Annotated in this window: 15 protein-coding genes; 14 read left to right on the top strand and 1 reads right to left on the bottom strand. The window is 72.7% G+C overall.

Going from position 1 to position 15,444, the window contains the following annotated elements:
* The first annotated feature begins 166 nt into the window (after window positions 1–166).
* From dacB to AH6_RS17735, 11 genes are all read left to right on the top strand, one after another.
* Window positions 167–1,447, top strand: a complete 1,281-nt coding sequence (gene dacB / locus AH6_RS17785; protein ID WP_169807869.1) for a D-alanyl-D-alanine carboxypeptidase/D-alanyl-D-alanine endopeptidase — start codon at window positions 167–169, stop codon at window positions 1,445–1,447.
* A gap of 139 nt (window positions 1,448–1,586) precedes the next feature.
* A complete protein-coding gene (locus AH6_RS17780) occupies window positions 1,587–2,747 on the top strand; it encodes an Rv3626c family coenzyme F420 biosynthesis-associated protein (protein WP_067481177.1) in 1,161 nt (386 codons plus the stop codon).
* Between the two features lie 33 nt (window positions 2,748–2,780).
* Window positions 2,781–4,034, top strand: coding sequence for a tRNA lysidine(34) synthetase TilS (tilS, locus tag AH6_RS17775; protein ID WP_067481174.1), 1,254 nt, complete (start codon window positions 2,781–2,783; stop codon window positions 4,032–4,034).
* A gap of 25 nt (window positions 4,035–4,059) precedes the next feature.
* Window positions 4,060–4,623, top strand: a complete 564-nt coding sequence (gene hpt, locus AH6_RS17770; RefSeq protein ID WP_067481171.1) for a hypoxanthine phosphoribosyltransferase — start codon at window positions 4,060–4,062, stop codon at window positions 4,621–4,623.
* Window positions 4,624–4,991: 368 nt separating this feature from the next.
* Complete coding sequence (ftsH, locus tag AH6_RS17765) at window positions 4,992–7,013, top strand: ATP-dependent zinc metalloprotease FtsH (protein ID WP_067481168.1); 2,022 nt, start codon at window positions 4,992–4,994, stop codon at window positions 7,011–7,013.
* A 50-nt stretch (window positions 7,014–7,063) separates the two neighbouring features.
* Window positions 7,064–7,669 (top strand): GTP cyclohydrolase I FolE, encoded by a 606-nt coding sequence (folE, locus tag AH6_RS17760; RefSeq protein WP_067481165.1) that lies wholly within the window; start codon window positions 7,064–7,066, stop codon window positions 7,667–7,669.
* Window positions 7,670–7,830: 161 nt separating this feature from the next.
* The gene (gene folP / locus AH6_RS17755; protein WP_067481162.1) at window positions 7,831–8,739 is read left to right on the top strand and encodes a dihydropteroate synthase; all 909 of its coding nucleotides are present in this window, start codon (window positions 7,831–7,833) and stop codon (window positions 8,737–8,739) included.
* Window positions 8,736–9,152 carry a nuclear transport factor 2 family protein gene (locus tag AH6_RS17750; RefSeq protein ID WP_067481159.1) on the top strand — a complete coding sequence of 139 codons (417 nt, stop codon included), beginning with the start codon at window positions 8,736–8,738 and terminating at the stop codon, window positions 9,150–9,152. The genes folP and AH6_RS17750 overlap by 4 nt, the downstream gene beginning before the upstream one ends.
* Complete coding sequence (gene folB, locus AH6_RS17745) at window positions 9,149–9,514, top strand: dihydroneopterin aldolase (protein ID WP_067481156.1); 366 nt, start codon at window positions 9,149–9,151, stop codon at window positions 9,512–9,514. The genes AH6_RS17750 and folB overlap by 4 nt, the downstream gene beginning before the upstream one ends.
* Window positions 9,511–10,098: a 2-amino-4-hydroxy-6-hydroxymethyldihydropteridine diphosphokinase gene (folK, locus tag AH6_RS17740; protein WP_083983048.1), complete on the top strand. Its 588-nt coding sequence runs from the start codon at window positions 9,511–9,513 to the stop codon at window positions 10,096–10,098. The genes folB and folK overlap by 4 nt, the downstream gene beginning before the upstream one ends.
* Window positions 10,095–10,568: a DUF3180 domain-containing protein gene (locus AH6_RS17735; protein ID WP_067481153.1), complete on the top strand. Its 474-nt coding sequence runs from the start codon at window positions 10,095–10,097 to the stop codon at window positions 10,566–10,568. Before folK ends, AH6_RS17735 begins: the two co-directional genes overlap by 4 nt.
* 96 nt (window positions 10,569–10,664) lie before the next feature.
* Here AH6_RS17735 and AH6_RS17730 read toward each other — a convergent pair whose 3' ends face one another.
* Window positions 10,665–11,813: an NADH-quinone oxidoreductase subunit D gene (locus AH6_RS17730; protein ID WP_067481150.1), complete on the bottom strand. Its 1,149-nt coding sequence runs from the start codon at window positions 11,811–11,813 to the stop codon at window positions 10,665–10,667.
* Window positions 11,814–12,061: 248 nt separating this feature from the next.
* On the opposite strand from AH6_RS17730, the gene AH6_RS17725 reads away from it, so the two are divergent.
* From AH6_RS17725 to AH6_RS17715, 3 genes are all read left to right on the top strand, one after another.
* Window positions 12,062–12,673 carry a PH domain-containing protein gene (locus tag AH6_RS17725; RefSeq protein WP_245679357.1) on the top strand — a complete coding sequence of 204 codons (612 nt, stop codon included), beginning with the start codon at window positions 12,062–12,064 and terminating at the stop codon, window positions 12,671–12,673.
* Window positions 12,674–12,864: 191 nt separating this feature from the next.
* Window positions 12,865–14,151 (top strand): PH domain-containing protein, encoded by a 1,287-nt coding sequence (locus AH6_RS17720; RefSeq protein WP_245679356.1) that lies wholly within the window; start codon window positions 12,865–12,867, stop codon window positions 14,149–14,151.
* 34 nt (window positions 14,152–14,185) lie between these two features.
* Complete coding sequence (locus AH6_RS17715; protein WP_067481147.1) at window positions 14,186–15,394, top strand: cytochrome P450; 1,209 nt, start codon at window positions 14,186–14,188, stop codon at window positions 15,392–15,394.
* Window positions 15,395–15,444 lie beyond the last annotated feature (50 nt).

The raw sequence follows: 15,444 nt of genomic DNA, 5'->3' as shown, positions 1-15,444 counted from the left end.
TTCCCTTATATAAGGATGTCGCACGTTGGTGAGTGCTGAGCAGGAGAGGGGCGGTCGCGTGCCCGGACGCGCCGGCGGCCTCTCCGTGATCGTGCTGTCCCTCCTTAGTGTCTTCGCCGCCGGGGCAGGGGCCGCAGTGGCGAAACTCACACCGGAACGTCATCTGATGCCGCAGCCCCCCACCGTGGCCGCGCGCGACCTGGCGCGCACCGCCGCGACGGTGCCGGCCGCCGATCCGGGCGCGGCCCGCGCGCCCGACCCGTCCGCCCTGGCGGGGCGGCTGGCGGGACCGGCCGGCGGCGCCGGCGCGAAGATCAACGCGGTGGTGATCGACGCGGTCACCCGGCGGCCGCTGTTCCAGCAGCGCGCCGACCAGCCCGCCACCCCCGCCTCCACCACCAAGCTGGCCACCTCGGTGGCGGCGCTGGCGGCGCTGGGGCCCGGACACCGGATCGCCACCCGGGTCGTGCGGGGTCCGGGCGGCGCGGTGGTGCTGGTCGGAGGCGGGGATCCTACACTGACGGCCCTTCCCGCGCGGCCCGAAGACGGCCATCCGCCGTACGCGTCGCTCGCCGACCTCGCGCGCAGGACCGCCGCCGCGCTCAGGAGCGCCGGGGTGCGGCGGACGCGCGTGGACTACGACGCCTCCGCCTACCAGGGCCCGCGCACGGCGGCCGGATGGAAGCCCAACTACGTCCCCGACGGCGAGGCCGCGCCGGTCAGCGCCCTGGCCGTGGACAGCGGCCGCGTCTCGCCGCTCGACACCACGCGCAAGACGCGCGTCGCCGACCCGCCCGCCGCCGCTGCCGCCAAGTTCGCGCAGGCGCTGACCCGCGCGGGCGTGCCCGCCACGGCCGGACGCTCCGTGCGCGCCGCCGACGGGTCCGCGCAGGTCGCCGAGGTGCGGTCGCCGCCGCTGTCGGCGCTGGTCGAGCACCTGATGACCGCCAGCGACAACGACGTCGCCGAGGCCGTCGCCCGCCAGGTGGCGATCAGGAAGGGGCGGCAGCCGTCGTTCGCCGGCGCGGCGCAGGCGGTGACCGAGACGCTGCGCGGGCTGGACGCCGCCGACGGCCTGCTGGTCAACGACGGCAGCGGCCTGTCCACCCGCAACCGCATCACCCCGCTGGCGCTGGCCCGGATCGCGGCGCTGGCCGCCTCGCCCGAACGTCCGGAACTGAGCGCGGCGATCACCGGGCTGCCGGTCGCCGGGTTCTCCGGCACGCTGCGCCCGCCGCGCTACACGGTGCCGTCCAGCCAGGCCGCCGCGGGCATGGTCCGCGCCAAGACCGGCACGTTGTCGGGCGTCAGCACGCTCGCCGGGATCGCCCGCGACGCCGACGGGCGGCTGCTGGCGTTCGCGTTCATGATGGGCGACGGCAAGAGCGCGGCCGACCCCGCCAAGCTCGACCAGCTCGCCGCGCTGGTGGCGACCTGCGGCTGCTGATCCACCCGGCCGCGCGTCCCGCCGCGGGTGTGTGGCCGTGGCCGTACGGGAGATAACCAGAACGGTTGTTCGTTGAACGATCGTGCAGGGCGCCACGGCGCCGCGGCCGAGACCTACGGTGGAGTACATGAGCGCCTCAATGATCGACTGGAACGTCGCGGTCCAGGCGGGCACCCGGCTCGTGCGGCCCGGCCCCCAGATCAGCCACGCCGAGGCCCGCGAGGTCGTGGCGGAGCTGCGCGAGCTGTCGAAGATCGCGCACGGGCACGTGCGCGACTTCACCGGGATGGCCATCGAGGCCGACCCCGAGCCCGCCACGATCGTGGACCGCCCCGGCTGGATCCGCGCCAACGTCGACGGCTTCCGCGTCGTGCTCGAACCGCTGCTGGAGCAGATGGAGGCGCGCCGCGGCCCCGGCCTGCTCGGCGGCGGGCCCGGCGGCGTGATGGTGCAGGCGGTCGGCTCCCGCGTCACCGGGATGCAGGTCGGCGTGATCCTGTCGTACATGGCCAGCCGGGTGCTGGGCCAGTACGAGCTGTTCCTGCCGCCCGACCCGTCCGGCCGCGCCCCCACCGGGCGGCTGACGCTGGTCGCGCCCAACATCGTGCACGTCGAGCAGGACCTGGAGGTCGACCCGCACGACTTCCGGCTGTGGGTGTGCCTGCACGAGGAGACCCACCGCGCCCAGTTCACCGGCGTGCCGTGGCTGCGCGAGTACGTGCAGGACCAGATGACGCAGTTCCTGCTGGCCTCCGACCTCGACCCGGGCGCGCTGATGGACCGGCTGCGCGACGCCGCCGACGTGCTCGCCGACGCGGTGCGCGGCGGCGAGGGCAACCTGATCGACGCCATCCAGACCCCCGAGCAGCGCGTCATCCTGGACCGGCTCACCGCCGTGATGACGCTGGCCGAGGGGCACGGCGACTACGTCATGGACGCGGTCGGCCCCGAGGTCGTGCCGTCGGTGCAGCAGATCCGCTCCCGCTTCCAGGGGCGGCGCGAGGGCGGGTCGCGGCTGGACAAGGCGATCCGGCGGCTGCTCGGCATCGACCTGAAGATGAAGCAGTACGCCGAGGGCTCGCGGTTCGTGCGCCGGGTCGTCACCGAGGTCGGCATGGCCGACTTCAACAAGATCTGGCAGTCGCCCGAGACGTTGCCCACGCTGCCGGAGATCAAGGAACCGGCGTTGTGGATCGACCGCGTGGTCGGCCCGCGCCACCTGGACGCCCCGGCCGATCCGGGCCTCGGCCCGGGGCCCGCGCCGGGCACGGCGACGGGCACCGACGGCGCCGGGACATGACCGGGCGGGCATCCATGCGGTAAGGGTTACCGCATGGGCCCTGATCCCGCCGTGGCGGCGGTGCGGCTGGCGGTCCGGCGCGTGCTCGCCGGGTCGCCGCCGGGTGCGATGGTGCTGGCGGCGGTCAGCGGCGGTGCGGACTCCCTGGCGTTGGCGGGGGCGCTGGCGTTCGAGGCGCCGCGCTCGGGACGTTCGGCGGAGGGCACGTCCGGTGACCCGGCCGGTGGCCGTCCGGCGGGTGCGGTGACGATCGACCACGGGTTGCAGGAGGGCTCGGCCGAACGCGCCGACGCCGTCGTTCGCGTGCTGGCGGGCCTCGGCCTGGACCCGGTCGGCTCGATCGCCGTCACGGTCGGGGAGAGCGGCGGGCCGGAGAACGCCGCACGTCAGGCGCGGTACGCCGCGCTGGACGAGGCGGCCGTGCGGCTGGGCGCGGCCGTGGTGCTGCTCGGGCACACGCGCGACGACCAGGCGGAGACCGTCCTGCTGGGCCTGGCACGCGGATCGGGCGCGCGGTCGCTGGCCGGGATGCCCGCCACGTTCACCCGCCACCTGCCGGGGTCGGAGGTCATCTCGCTGGAGGACCACGAGGCGCTGGACCCCACCGACGCCGTCGAGGTCGCCGATCCCGTCAAGGTGCACTACGCGCGCCCCCTGCTGGAACTGGACCGGGCCACGACGAGACGCGCCTGCCTGGTGATGGGGCTCGATCCGTGGGACGACCCCCACAACGACGACCCGGCCTATACGCGCGTGCGCGTGAGGCACGAGGCGTTGCCGGTCCTGGAACACACCCTCGGCCCCGGCGTGAAGGAGGCGCTGGCGCGCACGGCCCGGCTGTTGCGCGACGACAGTGACGCCCTGGAGATGTACGCCGCGCGTGCTTACCGCGACGCCGAGATTCCGCCCGACGCAGCGGAAGGCCACGTAATCCCGCCCGCGTCAAGCCCTTCAGGCCCGACTGTGGAAAGTGCCACAAGCACGGAAGCCGCGAGCACGGGGACGACCGGCGCGCAGAGCGGAGCGGACGCCGCCCCTACGGCGCTGGTGGCGCTGCGGATCGCCGCCCTGGCCGACCTGCCCCGCGCCGTCCGCACCCGCGTCCTGCGCACCGCGGCGATCAGAGCGGGCAGCCCACCGGGTACGCTCGCGGCCGTCCACGTCGACGCAGTGGAACGGCTGGTCACGGCCTGGCGGGGACAACGTCACGTGGACCTGCCGGGGGGCCTCCGCGCCTTCCGGCGGTATGAAAAGCTGCTCTTCGGCCCGGCCGACCCCGGGTCGTAGGCGTGTCGTCACAAAGGGTGGGGTTGTGGACGAGAAGGACCTGGGCGCCGACCTGGCGAAGGTACTGGTCCCCGAGGACCGGCTGCAGGCCAAGGTGCGCGAGCTGGCCGCGCAGATCGACGCCGACTACGCGGGCAAGGACCTGCTGCTGGTGGGCGTGCTCAAGGGCGCCGTCATGATCATGGCGGACCTGGCCCGCGCGCTGCACACGCCGGCGTCCATGGACTGGATGGCGGTGTCGTCCTACGGGTCGGGCACCAAGTCCTCCGGCGTGGTGCGCATCCTGAAGGACCTGGACACCGACATCCTCGACAAGCACGTGCTGATCGTCGAGGACATCATCGACTCCGGCCTCACGCTGTCCTGGCTGATCAGCAACCTGCGCTCGCGCGGCCCGGCGTCGCTGGAGATCTGCGCGCTGCTGCGCAAGCCCGAGGCCGTCAAGACCGAGATCGACTGCCGGTACCTGGGCTTCGACATCCCCAACGAGTTCGTGATCGGGTACGGCCTGGACTACGCGGAGAAGTACCGCAACCTGCCGTTCGTGGGCACGCTCGCGCCGCACGTGTACGGCGGCGGGGGCTCCTGATCCGGCGGGGCGCCCGGCCCGCCCGGCCCGGCCGGGACCGGAGCGATCGCCCCGGTCACCGCCCTTTCCCGCGCGTCGCCACTTGACATGGGAACAAGGACCCGTCACGGATCGTTGCAAAGGTCGTCGAGGGGTACATCGGGAGGATCAGGGGATCGGCGCTGGCTGCGTCCCCTGTGTCCTGCGGTGTACCTTCGATATCCCGGGCCATGAACCGGGAGTCATGACGGCGGCCGCCTCGGCCGGTGCGAGCGCCCTGGCGCCGGCCCGGCCGGGCACGGTGCTGGTTCACAGTGGCGCCCGTCCCGCCGGGACGGGCGAGGATCGCAAGGTCGGGAGGGACGGGCCCCGAAGGGGTAACCGCATACATGGACGTGAAGCGCTATTTTCGCGGGCCGCTGCTGTGGATCCTGCTGTTCGGCCTCTTGGTCGCCCTCGTCATGTGGGGCGTCAACCCCGGTCGTTCCTTTGAGAAGACCGACACCTCCAAGGTGGTCCAGGAGATCGCCGCGGGCCAGGTGAAGTCCGCCAAGATCATCGACAAGGATCAGCGGATCGAGGTCACCCTCAACGACGGCAAGCAGCAGCAGGCCTCCTGGGTCGACGGCCAGGGACTCCAACTTCAGAACCAGCTCCAGCAGCAGGCCGCCGCCGGCAAGCTGCCCGGCGGCTACAACGTCGAGGTTCCCAAGCAGAGCCTCTTCATGAACCTGCTGTTCAGCCTGCTGCCCATCGTGGTCATCGTGCTGATCTTCCTGTTCATCATGAACCAGATGCAGGGCGGCGGCTCGCGGGTGATGAACTTCGGGAAGTCCAAGGCCAAGCTGATCACCAAGGACACTCCCAAGACCACCTTCGCCGACGTGGCGGGCGCCGACGAGGCGCTGGAGGAACTTGAGGAGATCAAGGACTTCCTGCAGAACCCCGCCAAGTTCCAGTCGATCGGCGCCAAGATCCCCAAGGGCGTGCTGCTGTACGGCCCGCCCGGCACCGGCAAGACGCTGCTGGCCCGCGCGGTCGCCGGCGAGGCCGGGGTGCCGTTCTACTCGATCTCCGGCTCCGACTTCGTCGAGATGTTCGTCGGCGTGGGCGCCTCGCGCGTCCGCGACCTGTTCGAGCAGGCCAAGGCCAACGCCCCGTCGATCATCTTCATCGACGAGATCGACGCCGTCGGCCGGCACCGCGGCGCGGGGCTCGGCGGCGGCCACGACGAGCGCGAGCAGACGCTCAACCAGCTGCTGGTCGAGATGGACGGCTTCGACGTCAAGGGCGGCGTCATCCTGATCGCCGCCACCAACCGGCCCGACATCCTGGACCCGGCGCTGCTGCGTCCGGGCCGCTTCGACCGGCAGGTCACCGTCGACCGCCCGGACCTGGAGGGCCGCAAGGGCATCCTCCGGGTGCACGGCCGCGGCAAGCCGTTCGCGCCCGACGTCGACCTCGACGTCATCGCCCGCCGCACGCCCGGCTTCACCGGCGCCGACCTGGCCAACGTGATCAACGAGGCGGCGCTGCTCACCGCGCGGTTCGACCGCAAGCTGATCGACATGGACACCCTTGAGGAGTCCATCGACCGCGTGATGGCCGGCCCCGAGCGCAAGACCCGGGTGATGTCGGAGAAGGAAAAGAAGATCATCGCCTACCACGAGGGCGGGCACGCTCTGGTGGCGCACGCGCTGCCGAACGCCGACCCCGTGCACAAGGTGACGATCCTGCCGCGCGGCCGGGCCCTGGGTTACACCATGACCCTGCCGATGGAGGACAAGTTCCTCACCACCCGCTCGGAGATGACCGACCAGCTCGCCATGCTGCTGGGCGGGCGCACCGCCGAGGAGCTGGTGTTCCACGAGCCGACCACCGGCGCGGCCAACGACATCGAGAAGGCCACCTCGATCGCGCGCAACATGGTCACCGAGTACGGCATGAGCGAGCGCCTCGGCGCCCGCAAGTTCGGGACCGGCGCGGGCGAGGTCTTCCTCGGCCGCGACGTGGGCCACGAGCGCGACTACTCCGAGGACATCGCCTCGGCGATCGACGACGAGGTCCGCCGCTACATCGAGGCCGCCCACGACGCCGCCTGGGAGATCCTGGTCGAGTACCGGGACGTCCTGGACGACCTGGTGGTCAACCTGATGGAGAAGGAGACCCTGTCCAAGGACCAGGTGCTGGAGATCTTCGCGCCGATCACCAAGCGGCCGCTCCAGAAGTCCTACACCGGGTACGGCAAGCGCCTCCCGTCGGACCGCCCGCCGGTGCTGACGCCCAAGGAGCTGGCGCTGATGGGGCCGCAGGACGTCGCCGACCTGACCAAGGACGCCCTGCCGCAGGGCAACGGCCAGAGCGGCGCGACCGCCGACCCGGCCACCGACCCGGACCTGGGCAAGAGCTGATCGACTTGGCTCTTCCCCACGACGACGACCCGCCGTACCCCGACACTCCGATGACCGGTGACCCCGCGGAGCCGTCGGTGTACGGCGGTCGCTTCGATCACGCGCGGATCGAGCGGGCGGTGCGCGAGATCCTGCTCGCGATCGGGGAGGACCCCGACCGCGACGGGCTGCTCGACACCCCCGCCCGGGTCGCGCGGGCCTACGCCGAGCAGTTCGCCGGCCTCCGCCAGCGGCCCGAGGACGTCCTCAACAAGATGTTCGAGGCCGACCATGACGAAATGGTGCTGGTCAAGGACATCGAGGTCTACTCGGTCTGCGAACACCACCTGGTCCCCTTCCACGGCGTGGCGCACGTCGGCTACACGCCGAACAAGACCGGCCAGGTGACCGGGCTGTCCAAGCTGGCGCGGCTGGTGGACGTGTACGCCCGGCGTCCGCAGGTGCAGGAGCGGCTGACCAGCCAGGTCGCCGACGCCATGATGCGCATCCTGGAACCGCGCGGGGTGATCGTGGTGATCGAGGCCGAGCACCTGTGCATGACGATGCGGGGGGTGCGCAAGCCCGGCGCCAAGACGGTCACCTCGGCCGTCCGCGGCGACTTCCGGGAGCACCCGGAGACCCGCGCGGAGGCGATGAGCCTGATCCTGGGCGGCTGACCCCGCCCGCACGCACGCGACGAGACCGCCCCCGGCGGCCCGCAGAGGGCCGGCGGGGGCGGTCTCGGTGTTTCCGGGGGCCTGAGGAGCCTTGAGGAGCCCTGAGGGGCCGACGGGGCCGCTGGAACGGGCCGGCGCGATCAAGGCATAGGGTTGTCCGTATGACCAGTGCCGTCGTTCCGGGGCTGCCCCAGCCGGGGCGGTGCCTCGTCATGGGCGTGGTCAACGTGACCCCCGACTCCTTCTCCGACGGGGGCGCCTGGTTCGACCCGGAGAAGGCCGTCCGGCACGGCTTCGACCTGGTCGCCGAGGGCGCCGACATCGTCGACGTGGGCGGGGAGTCCACCCGGCCCGGCGCGCAGCGCGTCTCGCGCGAGGAGGAGCTGCGCCGGGTCGTGCCCGTCATCGAGGCGCTGGCCGCCGGCGGGGTGCCGGTCAGCGTCGACACCATGCGCGCCGAGGTCGCCGAGGCCGCCGTCGCGGCGGGGGCCCGGCTGGTCAACGACGTCAGCGGCGGGCTCGCCGACCCCGGGATGCCCCGCGTCGTCGCGGCGGCCGGGGTGCCCTACGTGGTGATGCACTGGCGCGGGCACAGCCACGACATGCACAGCCGCGCGGTCTACGCCGACGTCGTCGCCGAGGTCCGCGAGGAGCTGCTGCGCCGGGTGGACGCCGTGCTGGCCGAGGGCGTGGACCCGTCGATGATCGTGCTGGACCCCGGGCTGGGCTTCGCCAAGAGCCCCGAGGCCGGGCACAACTGGGCGCTGCTGGCGCACCTGGCGGCGTTCGCGGCGACCGGGTACCCGGTGCTGGTGGGCGCGTCCCGCAAGCGGTTCCTGGGCCGGCTGCTGGCCGCCCCGGACGGGACGCCGCGGCCGTTCGCCGGCAGCGACGACGCGACCGTGGCGATCACCGCGCTGGCGGCCGCGGCGGGCGCGTGGTGCGCGCGGGTGCACCGGGTGCGGCCCAACGCCGACGCCGTCCGGGTCGCGGCGGCGGTGACCGCCGCCGCCGGACCGGCCGCCGGACCGACGACCCCCGCAGCCGACCCCCCGGAAGGGCGTGCATGAGCAAGGACCTGGACGAGACCCACGCCGAGTTCTACGCCGCGTTCGAGGCCGGGGACCTGGACCGGATGTCGGCGGTGTGGGCCGGCGGTCCGCACGCCGCCGCGGTGAGCTGCGTGCACCCGGGCTGGGACATGTTGCGCGGCCGCGAGGAGGTGTTGCGCTCCTGGGCCCTGATCATGGCGAACACGACGTACATCCAGTTCGTCCTGACCGACGTGGAAACCGACGTTTACGGCGACCACGCCGTGGTCACGTGCAAGGAGAACGTCCTCACCGCCGACGAGGACACCGAGACCGGCTTCCTGGCCGCGGGCAGCATCGTCGCGACCAAGATCTTCGTCCGGGACGGCGGCGAGTGGCGCCTGCTGCTCCACCACGGCTCGCCCATCCTCAACCCCGTAGAGGAAGAATGACTCTCGACCTGATCGAACTGCGCGGGCTGCGGGCCCGCGGCCGGCACGGCTGCCTGCCCGCCGAGCGCGAACTGGGCCAGGAGTTCGTGGTGGACGTCGCGCTCGGACTCGACACCGCTCCCGCCGCCGCGGAAGATGATCTGTCGCGTACCGTCGACTACGGATCACTCGCGAGCCGCCTGGTCGCCGTCATCGAGGGGGAACCGGTCAACCTCATCGAAACGCTGGCCGACCGGCTCGCGAAGATCTGTCTGGAAGACCCGACCGTGGCGGCGGTGGAGGTCACCGTGCACAAGCCGGCCGCCCCGGTGCCGCACCCCTTCACGGACGTCGCCGTGAAGATCAGGAGGAGTCGCCCATGACAGCGTCCGACCGCATGCCCGACCGCACCGCGACCGGTGGCCACATGCTGGTCCAGCACCGCGTCGTGTTCTCCCTCGGCAGCAACCTCGGCGACCGCCTGGACAACATCCAGGAGGCCGTGGACGCGCTGTTCGACGCGCCCGGCTTGCAGTTCGTGGCGTTCTCCCCGGTCTACGAGACCGCCCCCTACGCGCCCCCCGGCGAGTCCCTCCCCGAGCAGGGCGACTACCTGAACATCGTTCTGGTCGCCGACACCCGGCTCCCCCCGGAGAACCTGCTGGAGCGCGTGCTCAACATCGAGAACTCCCTGCGCCGCGTGCGCGAGGTCCGCTGGGGCCCGCGCACCCTCGACATCGACATCGTCGTCTTCGGCAACGTCTCGTCCGACGACCCCGACCTCACCCTCCCGCACCCCCGCGCGCACGAGCGGGCGTTCGTGCTCGTGCCGTGGGCCGACATCGAGCCGGACGTCCTGCTGGCCGGCCACGGCCGGGTCGGCGACCTGGCCGCCGCCAAACTCGCCGAAGGGGGCCCTTCCGCCGTGCGCCGCCGTGACGACCTGACCCTGCAACCGCCTGCATGAAACCGAGCCGCCCGGTCACCCTGCTCGCCCTCGTGGTCGTCATCGCGCTGATCACGTGGGCGGTGCTGCGGACCGCCTACGTGTCGCTGCCGCCCTTGCCGTGGACGGCCGTCCCGACCCTGCTGCTCCTCGCGCTGGGCGAGGCGTTCACCGGCGTGAACATCCTGCGCCGGATCCGCCGCCGCCCGAACACCAAGCCGGTGGAGCCGCTGGTGGTCGCCCGGATGGCCGCCTTCGGCAAGGCCAGCGCGCACGCCGCCGCCGTCCTGGCGGGCGTGTTCGCGGGCTTCGCCGCGAGCCTCGCCGACGCCCTGGACAAGCCGACGCCGCGCGCGGACTTCTTCGTCAGCGGCGGGACATTCGTGGCGGCCGTGGTGCTGGTCGGCGCCGCGTTCTTCCTGGAGTACGCCTGCCGCGTGCCCCGGAACCCCGAGGACGAGGCGCGCGACCGGGGCGCGTCGCGCGCCTGATCCCCGGCCGCCCGGCGGCTACTTGTCGATGTCGCCGACGACGTTACGATCCTCGGCCACCACGGATGGTGACCGCCACATGACGATGATGGCAGATCATTTGTCGATGTCGCCGACCACGAAGAACATCGACCCCAGGATCGCCACCATGTCGGCGACCAGCGTGCCCGGCAACATCTCGGCCAGGACCTGGATGTTGTTGAACGACGCCGAGCGCAGCTTGAGCCGCCACGGCGTCTTCTCGCCGCGCGACACCAGGTAGTAGCCGTTGATGCCGAGCGGGTTCTCGGTCCAGGCGTAGGTGTGGCCCTCGGGCACCTTCAGGACCTTGGGCAGCCGCTGGTTGATCGGGCCGGGCGGCAGCTCGGCCATGCGGTCCAGGCACGCGTCGGCGAGGTCCAGCGAGGCGTGCAGCTGGTCGAGCAGGCACTCGAAGCGGGCCAGGCAGTCGCCCTCGGCGCGGGTGACCACGCGCACGTCCAGCTCGCCGTAGGCGAGGTAGGGCTCGTCGCGGCGCAGGTCGAAGTCGACGCCGGAGGCGCGGGCGATGGGGCCGGACACGCCGTACTGGGTGATCTGCTCGCGGGTCAGCACGCCCACGCCGCGGGTGCGGGCGCGGAAGATCTCGTTGCCCATGATGAGGTCGGCGAGGTCGGGCACGCGGGCGCGCACGTCGGCGACGGCGGCGCGGACGCGGCCGGTCCACCCGGCGGGCAGTTCCTCCTTGAGGCCGCCGACGCGGTTGAACATGTAGTGCATGCGCCCGCCGGAGATCTCCTCCATGACGCGCTGGAGGGTCTCGCGCTCGCGGAACGCGTAGAAGATCGGCGTGATCGCGCCGACTTCGAGGGGGTAGGAGCCCAGGAACATCAGGTGGTTCAGCACGCGGTTCAGCTCGGCCAGCAGCGTGCGCGTCCACACCGCGCGGGCGGGCACCTCCATGCCGAGCATGCGCTCGACGGCCAGCACGACGCCGAGCTCGCTGGAGAACGCCGAGAGCCAGTCGTGCCGGTTGGCCAGCATGATGATCTGCCGGAAGTCGCGCACCTCGAACAACTTCTCCGCGCCGCGGTGCATGTAGCCGACGATCGGCTCGGCGGAGGTGATGCGCTCGCCGTCCAGGGCGAGGCGCAGCCGCAGCACGCCGTGCGTGGACGGATGTTGCGGGCCGATGTTGAGGATCATGTCCTCGGTGGCCAGCTCCTTGGCCCCCGCCCCGATCCCGACGATCCGTTCGGTGGTCACGCCCCCATGCTCCCATGGCGCGGGCGCGCCGGTCCGGGCCGGTGCCCGTAGCGGTCCGCATGGCGCAGGACGCGCTTTTTCCGGTTGACTAGGTGGCAATGAACGCATCCCATGGCGAACCGCCCCATCCCCAGCCGTCGACGCCGCCCGGCCAGCCGCCGGCCGGCGTCCCGGGCCCGTCGTCGCCGGGTGGCGGTCACCTGCCGCCGCCGGGTCCCCCCGCGTCCGGGCACGGGCCCGGACAGGGGGTGCCGGGGTACGGGACGCCCAACGCGCCGGGCCGCGACGCCGGGATGCCGCACGCGGGAATGCCGCAGGGCGGGCCGCCGCAGGCCGCCGCGCCCTACCCGCAGGACGCCCGCTATCCCGCCGACCACGCCTTCGCCCCCGGCGGCGGGATGCCGTGGGCGCCCATCTCGCCGCGCTACGTCTGGCAGCGCCGCGTCACGGCCGTGGTGTGGTCGGTGGTGGCCGCGGCGGGCGGCGGATTGCTGATGTGGTTCGGCGGCGGCACGCTCAGCGCGATCCTGTGGGTGGTGGCGCTGCTGCTCGTGGCCGTTCTGGGATGGGTCGTGGCGCAGCTCGCGTACCGCTCCTACGGCTACGCCGAACGTGCGGACGACTTCATCGTCACCTACGGCGTGTTCGTCAAGCGGCTCATCGTCGTCCCCTACGGCCGGATGCAGTTCGTGGACGTGAGCGCGGGTCTGCTGGAGCGCTGGATGGGGATCGCGACCGTACGGCTGCACACCGCCGCTGCCGCTACCGACGCGCGCGTCCCCGGTCTACCGGCGACTGAAGCCGCGCTGCTGCGCGACCGTCTGGCCCAAAAGGGCGAGGAACGGAGCATGGGCCTATGAGCGGCCCTTACGGTCCCTACGGGCCGCCCCAAGGACCGCCTCCGAACGGCGGCTCTCCTTATAGGGGGCAGCCGCCCGTATACGGCCAGCCGCCCGTTTCCGGCCCCTACGGACCTCGGCCCCCTTATGGCCCTCCGCCCTACGCCTATCCGCAGAGCCCGCCCATCCGCTTCTCCCAGGGCACGCACCGTTTGCACTGGGCGACCGCGCCGCTGCGCGCGATGGCCGGGATGGTCGTCTACTTCGTGCTGCTCGGCTTCCCGCTGCTGGTCGCGCTGGGCAGGCGCGGCGAGGGGTTCCGGCTGACGCCCGAGGTCATCGGGATCTTCATGGCGGTCAGCGGGGTCGCCGCCATCGTCATGGTCGTCGCGGGGGTGTGGGGCTGGTTGTCGTTGCGGTTCCGCATCGACGGCGACGACCTGGTGGTCGAGCGTGGCGTGCTGCGCAGGAACGTCCGCCGCATCCCGCTGTCGCGCGTCCAGGCCATCGACGTGGTGCGCCCCCTGATCACCCGGATGCTGGCGCTGGCCGAGGTCCGCGTCGAGCTGGCCGGTGACGCGCACAGCGAGATCGCGCTGAGCTACCTGGGACGGCAGAGCGCCCAGCAACTGCGCGCCGAACTCCTCGCGCACGCCGCCGGGCTGCCCGGCCACACCCCCGAAGCGCCGGAGCGCCCGTTCTGGCGGGTCTCGTTCGGGATGTTGTTCGGTTCGCTGGTGCTGAAGCTGCCGGTCCTCGGCACGATCCTGCTGTTCCTGTCCTCGCTGCTGTTCCTGCTGGTCTACGCCGAGGGCGCGATGCTCGCCGTCGCCGTCCCGGCGCTGCTGGGGCTGCTGCGGGGCGTGGTCGCGCCGCTGGTGATGTACGCGGGGTACAGCGTGGCGACGTCGCCGGACGGCGTGCGCCTGCGGTACGGCCTGCTGGAGACCCGGATGCAGACGTTGCCGCCGGGCCGCGTCCAGGCCGTGCGGATCGTGGAGCCCGCGATCTGGCGCGGGCTCGGCTGGGCCCGGCTGGACGTCACCGTCGCCGGGTACGCCGGGGACCGGCAGGCGCTGTCGTCGGTGCTGCTCCCGGCCGCGCCCCGCCAGGTGTGCATGATGCTGGTGGCGCAGGTCTTCCCCGGCGCCCACGTGGACGCCGTCGCGCTGCACCCCGCGTCGGCCAAGGGCCTCACCCTCGACCGCGCCGACGGTGCGGGCACCGACGAGACGGTGTTCGTGTCCCGGCACGGCTGGCTCTGCCGCAACACCGACGTGATCGCGCACGCGCGCGCGCAGAGCGTGCGCCTGACCGTCAACCCGTTGCAACGTTTCCTCAGGCTGGGGACGGTGCACGTGGACGCGCCGCCCGGCGTGGTGCGCGTCGCCGCCGCCGACCGGGAGCTGGGCGAGGCGCGCGCGATCCTGGAGTCCACCGCGCACCGCGCGCAGGCCGCCCGCGCCAGGGGCGGGGACAAGGCGCGCTGGGCACGCTGATCAGGGCATTCCGGTCAGGGCATATCGTCCGGTCATGAGTGAAGTGACCTACGACCCCTGGTCCCCCGCCTTCGTGGCCGACCCCTACCCGGCGTTCGTGCGGCTGCGGGCCGAGCGTCCGGTGTTCTTCGACGAGCCCACCGGCCAGTGGGTGGTGTCGCGGTACGCCGACGTGGACGCCCTGCTGCGAGACCGCCGTCTCGGCCGCTCCTACCTGCACCTGGCCACCCACGAGGAGTTCGGGCAGGCGGCCGAGCCGGAGTTCCTGCGGCCGTTCTGGGACCTGGTCCGGGCCGGGATGCTGGACGTGGAGCCGCCGGTCCACACCCGGTTGCGCCGCCTGGTGTCGCGGGCGTTCACCGCGCGCCGGGTCGAGGGCCTGCGCCCGCTGGTCGCCTCGCTGGCCGGGGAGCTGGTGGCGGGGCTGGTGGCCCGGGGCGGCGGCGACCTGCTGGCCGAGGTCGCCGAGCCGCTGCCGGTGAACGTGATCGCCGAGATGCTGGGCGTGCCCGCCGCCGACCGGCCCCTGCTGCGGCCCTGGTCGGCCGACATCTGCGGCATGTACGAGCTGAACCCGTCGCAGGAGGCGCAGCGCACCGCCGTCCGCGCGGCCACCGAGTTCTCCGACTACCTGCGCGGGCTGGCGCGCGCCCGCCGGGCCGAACCGCGCGACGACCTGATCAGCGCGCTGGCCCACGTCATGGACGAAGGGGACCGGCTCACCGAGGACGAGCTGATCGGCACCTGCGTGCTGCTGCTGAACGCCGGGCACGAGGCCACCGTCAACGCGACCGGCAACGGCTGGTGGTCGTTGTTCCGCAACCCCGGCGAGCTGGCCCGCCTGCGCGCCGACCACGCGCTGATCCCCACCGCCGCCGAGGAGCTGATGCGCTACGACACCCCGGCCCCGATGTTCGAGCGCTGGGTGCTCGCCGACATCGAGGTCGGCGGCGTGGTCATCCCCAAGGGCGCGGAGGTGGCGCTCCAGTTCGCCTCGGCCAACCGCGATCCGGAGATCTTCGTGAACCCCGACCGGCTCGACGTGGCGCGCGACCCCAACCCGCACATCACCTTCGGCCTGGGCATCCACTACTGCCTGGGCGCGCCGCTGGCCCGCATCGAGCTGGCCGAGTCCTACGGCGCGCTGCTGCGCCAGGCCCCGTCGCTGCGGCTGGTCGAGGAGCCCAGGTGGAAGCCCGGCTACGTCCTGCGCGGCCTGGAGGGCCTGCTTGTGGAGGTCTAGGGCCTGTCTCAAAGACCTCAGCCGTCGCGCGAGTGACTAACTGTCCCGGC

Source organism: Actinomadura hibisca NBRC 15177, from assembly GCF_001552635.1.
GTDB classification, from domain to species: domain Bacteria; phylum Actinomycetota; class Actinomycetes; order Streptosporangiales; family Streptosporangiaceae; genus Spirillospora; species Spirillospora hibisca.
The sequence above is the reverse complement of the archived record's forward strand: the minus strand, read 5'-3'. Positions and strand labels throughout refer to the sequence as shown.